Genomic DNA, 7,477 nt, shown 5'->3' on the forward strand with positions numbered 1-7,477 from the left:
GCGGCGATCGCAACGGGAACGCGCAACATGTTGCAGACAAGTGTGACGATCTGCGTGCCCGGAACGACGACCTGCCAGACCATCGACAACATCCAGGTCGATACCGGATCGCAGGGATTGCGCATTCTTGCTTCGGCGCTCACGCCTGCTTTGGCCCTCCCTGCTGTAACGGGAACCGGTGGCACCCCGACGGCTTCATGCACCGTGTTTGGTTCGGGCTACACGTGGGGTTCCGTGCGTACCGCCGATGTCCATCTGGCGGGCGAAGTGGCTGCATCGACATCGATCCAGATCATCGCCGATCCAGCGGTTCCAGCCGTTCCCGCGAGTTGCAGCAACTCCGGCCTGCCCATGCTTACAGCCACCGCGCTGCGAAGCAACGGCATTCTTGGCGTCGGCCCGTTCACCGCCGACTGCGGCAGCGGCTGCGCCACCACCGCCCTGCCTCGCTGGTACTACAGTTGCACATCTGGAGCGTGCGTGTCTGCGACGTTGCCCGTTGCTCAGCAAGTGACCAATCCGGTAAGCAATTTCGCCACCGATAACAACGGCGTCCTGATCGAGTTGCCAGCGGTGGCCGACACAGGTGCATTGAGTGTTTCCGGCACCATGACGTTCGGCATAGGCTCGCAGTCGAACAATCAATTGGAAAGCGCGCAGGTTCTGCCCGGCAACGGCGTCACCGGATTTGTGAAAACGATGTTCCAGGGCAGTACCTACGCCACGAGCTTTATCGATAGCGGTTCCAACGGTTTGTTCTTCCCGTTGACTTCCATGCCGGGATGCGGTGTGTGGTTTTGTCCGACAGCGCCGCAGAGTCTTACTGCCAGCATTACTGGCACCAACGCTGCGACGACAAGCGTGACATTTGCCGTAGGCAACGGACTATCGCTTTTCGCGACCGGCAATAATGCGCTCAGCAATCTAGCCGGTCCCGCCAACGGCTACTTCGATTGGGGCTTGCCTTTCTTTTACGGCAGACGGGTCTTCACCGCGATCGAAGCTCAAGTGACGCCAGAGGGCCAAGGGCCTTACTACGCGTTCTAGGCTTGGGCGAGCGCATCGGCACTGCGACTCCCTGACGCGGGAGTCGCAGCGTTCAATCATGAGCGTTTTCGCCGCTGTCGGCTTCAGTCCGCTGGAAGCGCAACTCCACACGCCGGTCACTCGCGAGACAAGCGACCAGCGCATGCCAGTCACGCATCTGGCATTGCGAACCCGGCGACGCTCGCCCGAAGCCCTGCGCCCTCACTTCCGCCTTCACACCGCCGGCGAGCAAATAGCGCCGGACAGCATCTGCGCGCCGCTGTGATAATCGAAGGTTGTAGGTATTGCTGCCAAAACGATCGGTAAATCCCGAAACCGAAATCAGCTTTACAGCGCCGTCGTCGTTCAGGCCGTTCATATCGGCGATCACACCGTCGAGCTTCTGGCGTCCGTCCGCGGTGATCGATTCGACCTTGCTGCCGTTGAAAGCGAAAAGCATGTCGGTTGGCAACGCGACAACGGTCGGAGCAGAAGTTGAAGCAACACTTGGCGCATCGGCGTGTTCCGCAGGAATGCCGCAGCTTTGAAGGCTGAGCTGAACATCAGCAAGCGCCGACTGTACTTCGTCGACTTTTGCCTTGGCAGCTTCGAACTGCCGTGTCCAGGCGTCGTGCCCCGCGTGCATCAATTCGACCTCGGCACACGCAATCTGCTTTTGAGCCTGCGGACATTGCAGAACCCGCGGATCAGCGAGCGCCGCGCGCAGGCCGTCCGCCAAATCGCTACGTAAAGGCGTGACGGTGCGCAGTGGCGGATTATCGACTGTCAGCGGTTGCGCGCCTTCCAGTCCCGCTGTGAGTCGCGCCGCTTCGCCGATGGACTCTTCCACGAAGCCCCATCGATCCCCCGCTTCAAGTTCTTTTTTCGCTGCATTGATCCAGCATTGGTCCTTGAATCCAATATAGGTGCTCTTTCGCTCGTTCATTCGGTCGAGTCGCGCCTGCAAGAGTCCGATCGCCTCATGCGGGTTGCCTACACGACCATAAAGCTCGATCCACGGCTCGACCGCTGCTCCCGCTTGCGCACTCTGCTGAACGCCGGCACCGGTTTGCAATACGGTTGCATCCTGAATGCCAAGTGTGTCGCGCACCGCTGTGTTGGCGCAGCCTGTCAGGACCAAAAGACAGGCAACGCCGAGATTGATGTTTTTCATTATTCGACAAGTTGAGCATTCGTCGCAGATCCCTGCGACGAATTGGAGTTACGCGCCGCGACGTGTTGCGACGCATTGCAACGTGTTGCGGCAACGAGTGGTGGCTGGGTGGCCTGCTGTTCAAGCCGGCCTCAGATGCCAAATACGTAACCCACGCCCGCCCTGACGATGGTGCTGTTGCCACCCGAGGACGAAACGCCACCATTGAAGTTGATGTTTCCCTTGTCGTTCCAGCGCGATACACCAATGCCCAACGCCGCCTGCCCTCGATACGCCGCGACACCCGCATTCAATGTCGTGCGTCCCGGCAGATACGGCGTGACCACGTTGAGCGCCGAGGCGGACGCAATACCTTTGCGCGTGTTGCGATCGAGATCCCGGATTTGCTGGTCGGTATTGCTGAAACGCTGATCCGTGTAGCTGTTGGCCTGACTGAGCGTTGAACTGGCTGACTTGCTCAATTGATCCAGGTTGACGGCATCGGTCGAGGAAGTACCGGCTGCCACATTGGTGATCTGACGCTCACTGCCAGGTGCGCCGACCGATACCGACGACGCCCGGTCCGCAACCGAACCCGCTCCAAGCGCCACGGAACTGGCAGCAGTGGCTGTGGCGTTCGCTCCGAACGCTACAGCGTGATTGCCCGTAGCAACGGCTGCTTCCTTCGATGCATCGCCGTCGGCCGCGAAAAACGCGGTGCTTGACGCCGTGAAGTTGTTGACCCGTGACACGGCGTCATTTAGCTGACCGAGATTCACTCCGTCCGTAGCAACGACGCCGCTCGCGACGTTATGAAGAAGGGTGCCGCCGGCAATGCCTTTTCCCAGCGTAACGCTGCCGAAGTCCGCAGCGCCGCTCGCATTCTTGTCGTAGGTGAGCGCCGTTTCCGCCTTGCCCGTTTCGTCGACGAGACCCGCGCTTTTCAATTGCGCGACGTTGACTGCATCGGTGTCGGATGTGCCCGCCCTCACATTGGTGATCTGCCTTTCATTACCCGCCGCACCCACCGACACCGTGTTCGTGCGATCTGCCACAGAGTTGGCACCAAGCGCGACCGAATTGCCGGCGCTCGCCTGCGCGTTGCCCCCAATAGCGGCAGCGTCGGCGCCAGTCGCCGATGCCGCCACGAGCGTTGTATTGGCGTTGAAGTATTTGAGCGCTCCACCATTGCGCAAGCTGTCGACGAGTTGCGCTGTCTGGAACAACTGGTCGCCGTTCACTGCGTCCGTGCTGCCCGCCTTGACTGCTCCGGCCGCAACGTTGCGCAACGCGACCGGCACGGCTGCACCCGCCCCGCCCAGCGTCGCACTGCTCCGATCAACCGTACCGTCTGCTTTCATGTCGTACGTGATTGCTGCCGCCGCGTTGCCCGATGCGTCGATCAGGCCGGCGCTCTTCAGTTGAGCCACGTTGACCGCGTCCTGATCCATCACCCCGGCTTTCACATTGGAGATGACAGTACCGTTCGTTCCGCCGAGCATGACGTTCGCTTTGGACTCGTCCGTGTAGCTCAGCTTCAACGGTTCCGCACTGGTCAATTGCGCAAGCGATGTGGCGACGTCATGCACATTCGAATTGGTCGCATAGAGTTGTGCGCCGTTCACCGCGTCGCTGCTCTGCGGGTTCAGCGCACCGACCGCGACATTGCTGATCCGTACTGCCTGACCCGACGTCCCGCCAAGCGCAATCGTCGTCTTGTCCAGGTTGTCGTATGCGACAAATGCATTCGTCGCGACTCCCGCCGTATTCGTTGTTGCACCAAGCGACTTGAGTTGATTCAGGTTGACGGCATCCGTACCGTCACGCGCCCCGGCGACATGCACGATCCGCCGCTCCGTGCCGCTATCTCCCACAGAGACCACGTTGCTCAATGAGCCGTCGCTGCTCGCGCCCAACACGACGCTATTGCTTCCTCTAGCGGTGACGTTGCTGCCGAGCACAAACGAGTCGGTGCCGAGCGCCTTGTTGCTATTGCCGACGACATAATTCCCGGACCCGCTCACGAAGTTACCCATGCCAATGCCACCAGCGGCGAGGCCAGTGACTCGCGTGAACGAACCAATTGCAAGCGAATCGTCGCTGGATGTATTGACTGTGGTGCGCCAGCCGATTGCAAGACTTCGATCCGAGTCAGCTCGAGCACCGACACCCAACGCAGTAGATTCGACACCGCTCGAGGAAACGCCGTTCCCCACCGCTACGCCGCCTGCAGCCGCATTTGCATATGAGCCGACGGCGACCGCGTAGTCGCCTGTTGCGCGCGCGTTCACACCCACGGCAACGGCGTTCATGCCAGACGCTCCAGTCGAGTTCGTACCGTCGATTGGTCCTGAAATAACCATCTGGTCCGGAGAAAGACCGGATGTGCCAGACCCGGCGCCCAACGCCGGCGTGGCAGCCGCCAGCATGTTCGATGCCGTCAAGGTTTGCGGCGAAAGAACACCGAGCGCCTGACGAACTTGCGCTGCATAAGCCAGGTTATCGACAAGCGCAGCATTCGCCGTTGCCGACAACGTCAGCAACGAAAGCGGTGTTAGCGTGAGCACGGCAGCCGTTCCAATCCGCATCCGTTGACTGACGAATGAAGGTCGCTCGCGAGACCCACGATACGCACCGCCACCACTTTGTTTATTCCATACGACACGCTGGGTCTTGTTCATTTTTTTGGGTTCTCTCAGGTCTTGAGACACGCGTATGCGCACTCGGATTGCATTGACTGAGCGTGCGCGCGCATGCGACCGGTCATCGATCAGTGCCCGTATCTGCATGCGAAAAAGCCGTTGCACGCTCGTGTGACACTGTGACAGATCAAGATAAATTTCCCCCATCAGTAAACTCTTAAAACGGCCGGGACCAGGCCATTCGATATAGTTAAACCGCTTCAATCAAGCATATTTGTGTTTTTTAAGCATCATGAAGACGTTCATCCCGGTGGGGCATGAGCACCTCCTTTATCCTTATCGCGCTATTTCCTGAAGCCTTGATCAGGCGCACGTCACCGATCAAAATCAGGAGCCCAACGCAAAAGCGGCGACGTTGTTTCCAACGCCGCCGCTTTGCGACCCACGGTCCCGTCAAGACATCATCTATAGAGGCCGCCCTTTCATTTCCACCTGAGCGCTTCGCGAGACGCCGCGCTTGATCATCAGCGCAGCCGCCGCGATCAGCGACGGCACCGCGAGCAGTCCGAAGATGGTGCTGAACCCCACGCCGGCTTGAAGAAGGAAGCCGCCCGTCGACGCCCCGAGGATTCCGCCAAAGCGGCCGACGCCCAGCATCCAGGCAACGCCGGTCGCGCGTCCGCTGGTTGGATAAAATGCCGCCGCAAGTACCGGCAGGGAGGACTGCGCGCCGTTCATGCAGACACCGGCCACGAACGTCAGCGCACCGAGCCACATGATGCTCGCCGATTGCTGCCCGACCAGCCACACGAAGAATCCGGTCAGCACATAAGTAACGGCAATGACCCTGTGCGGCTCGAACCGATCCATCAGCCAGCCGACACCAATGGCGCCGATACCTCCGCCAAGCGGAAACAGCGCCGTCACGATGGACGCCTCGCGGATCGTGAAGCCGGTATCGCGGATCAAGGTCGGCAACCAACTCGTCAACAGGTAATAGACGAGCAGCCCCGCGAAGTAAGTAATCCAGAGAAGCACCGTCCCGGCGCGAAACCGCCCGGACAGCACCACGGCCAGTCCACTGCGTTTTTGCGAATCCGAATCTTCGGGCAGCACGAAACGCAGGTTATGCAGCGAGACCTCGGGCGCCATCCGGCGCAAAACCGCGGATATCTTCTCGACGGGCCAGCCACGCAGCACCATGAAGCGGATCGATTCCGGCAGCACGATCAGGACGACCGAAAGCGCCAGCGGCAGAATTCCGCCGACCACAAACACACTGCGCCAGCCGAAATGCGGGATGATCATTGCGGCAACCAGACCGCCGGCGGAAGCGCCGACGGTGAAGCCACAAAACATCGTGTTGACTATCAAAGCACGCATGCGGGCCGGCGAATACTCGGACATGAGCGTGGTGGCGTTGGGCATCGCGGCGCCGAGGCCAATGCCGGTCAAGAGCCGCATGACCGCGAGCATGGAAAGCGAAGAGGAGAACGAGCAGAGCACGCTGAAGATGCCGAACGAAAGCACCGAACCGATCAGGACGCGCTTTCTGCCAATCCGGTCAGCGAGCGGTCCGGCGAACAGCGCACCAATGGCAAGGCCGAAAAGCGCTGCGCTCATCACCGGCCAGAGCGCGGCCTTGGTCGGATGCCATTCCTGCACGAGCGCCGGCGCCACAAAGCCGATGGACGCTGTATCGAAGCCATCGGCGGCCACGATCAGGAAACATAAAATCAGGATCATCCATTGATACGGGGAAAAACGCCGCTCATCGATGAACCGCTGTACATCCAACGTGCCGTCAAGCTGGGCCATGTCTGTCTCCTGCCGTGTTTTTTATTGGTGACTACAACGTGCAACGCGCTCAGTCATGCCGGGCGGTCTTCTTCATCGAAGATCTTCTGAGCCAGATGAAATGCCGAATTCGCCGCCGGCACGCCGCAATAGATTGCCGTCTGCAGCAGCACCTCCTTGATCTCTTCGCGCGTGACGCCGTTATTCTTGGCGGCCCGCAAATGCAAGGCGAGCTCTTCGCTGCGATTGAGCGCAACCATCATCGATATGGTCAGGAGGCTGCGCGTATGGCGCGGAAGGCCGGGCCGGGTCCAGATGTCGCCCCAGGCGTACCGCGTGATCAGGTTCTGGAATTCCGTGGTGAGATCGGTACGGTTTTCGAGCAAGCGCGTGACGTGTGCATCGCCGAGCACGGCGCGACGCACGGCGAGCCCTGCTTCGTAACGTTCGTCTTCGGTCATGTCAGTCTCCCAGGAACTCGAGCAGCGTCTTCGTAAAGTCGCCGGCTCGTTCAATGTTCGATAAATGCGCGGCATCGAGTTCAACGTAACGCGCGCCTTCTATGGAGCCGGCCAGTTCGCGCCCTTGTGCCGCGGTCGTGGACTGGTCGTGCGTGCCGGCGATCACGAGTACCGGCGCCTTGATGGTCCTGGCTTCCTCACGGGCATCGGCGTCGCGCAGCGCTTCGCAATTCGCCGCGTAACCTTCGCCCGATGTATGGCGAAACACGTCGCGAATACCCGCTAGCAACAGCGGATGATCTGCAATGAACCCCGCCGTGAACCAGCGTTGCAGCACGGGATCGACGAGCGCGGACATGCCGCCTTCCTCGCGCGCCCTTGCGGCACGCGGGCTCCAA

General features: G+C 60.4%; 5 protein-coding genes and 1 pseudogene. 1 reads left to right on the forward strand and 5 read right to left on the reverse strand.

Translation table 11 applies throughout. The features are described 5' to 3' along the window. Window positions 1-6 precede the first annotated feature (6 nt). Window positions 7-1,047: a DUF3443 domain-containing protein gene (locus tag ACRXB1_RS25635; RefSeq protein ID WP_449493637.1), complete on the forward strand. Its 1,041-nt coding sequence runs from the start codon at window positions 7-9 to the stop codon at window positions 1,045-1,047. A gap of 52 nt (window positions 1,048-1,099) precedes the next feature. Here ACRXB1_RS25635 and ACRXB1_RS25640 read toward each other — a convergent pair whose 3' ends face one another. The 5 genes and pseudogenes from ACRXB1_RS25640 to ACRXB1_RS25660 all read right to left on the reverse strand — a co-directional run. Then, on the reverse strand, window positions 1,100-2,200 hold the full coding sequence (locus ACRXB1_RS25640) for an OmpA family protein (protein WP_449493634.1): 1,101 nt from the start codon (window positions 2,198-2,200) through the stop codon (window positions 1,100-1,102). A gap of 131 nt (window positions 2,201-2,331) precedes the next feature. Further along, window positions 2,332-4,746: a YadA family autotransporter adhesin gene (locus tag ACRXB1_RS25645; protein ID WP_449493635.1), complete on the reverse strand. Its 2,415-nt coding sequence runs from the start codon at window positions 4,744-4,746 to the stop codon at window positions 2,332-2,334. Window positions 4,747-5,286: 540 nt separating this feature from the next. Further along, complete coding sequence (locus ACRXB1_RS25650) at window positions 5,287-6,639, reverse strand: MFS transporter (protein WP_062170078.1); 1,353 nt, start codon at window positions 6,637-6,639, stop codon at window positions 5,287-5,289. A 53-nt stretch (window positions 6,640-6,692) separates the two neighbouring features. Beyond that, window positions 6,693-7,079: a 4-carboxymuconolactone decarboxylase gene (pcaC, locus tag ACRXB1_RS25655; RefSeq protein ID WP_449493636.1), complete on the reverse strand. Its 387-nt coding sequence runs from the start codon at window positions 7,077-7,079 to the stop codon at window positions 6,693-6,695. A 1-nt stretch (window position 7,080) separates the two neighbouring features. Next, window positions 7,081-7,477, reverse strand: a pseudogene (locus ACRXB1_RS25660) (3-oxoadipate enol-lactonase); the annotation flags it as partial.

Source organism: Caballeronia sp. M23-90, assembly GCF_053574605.1.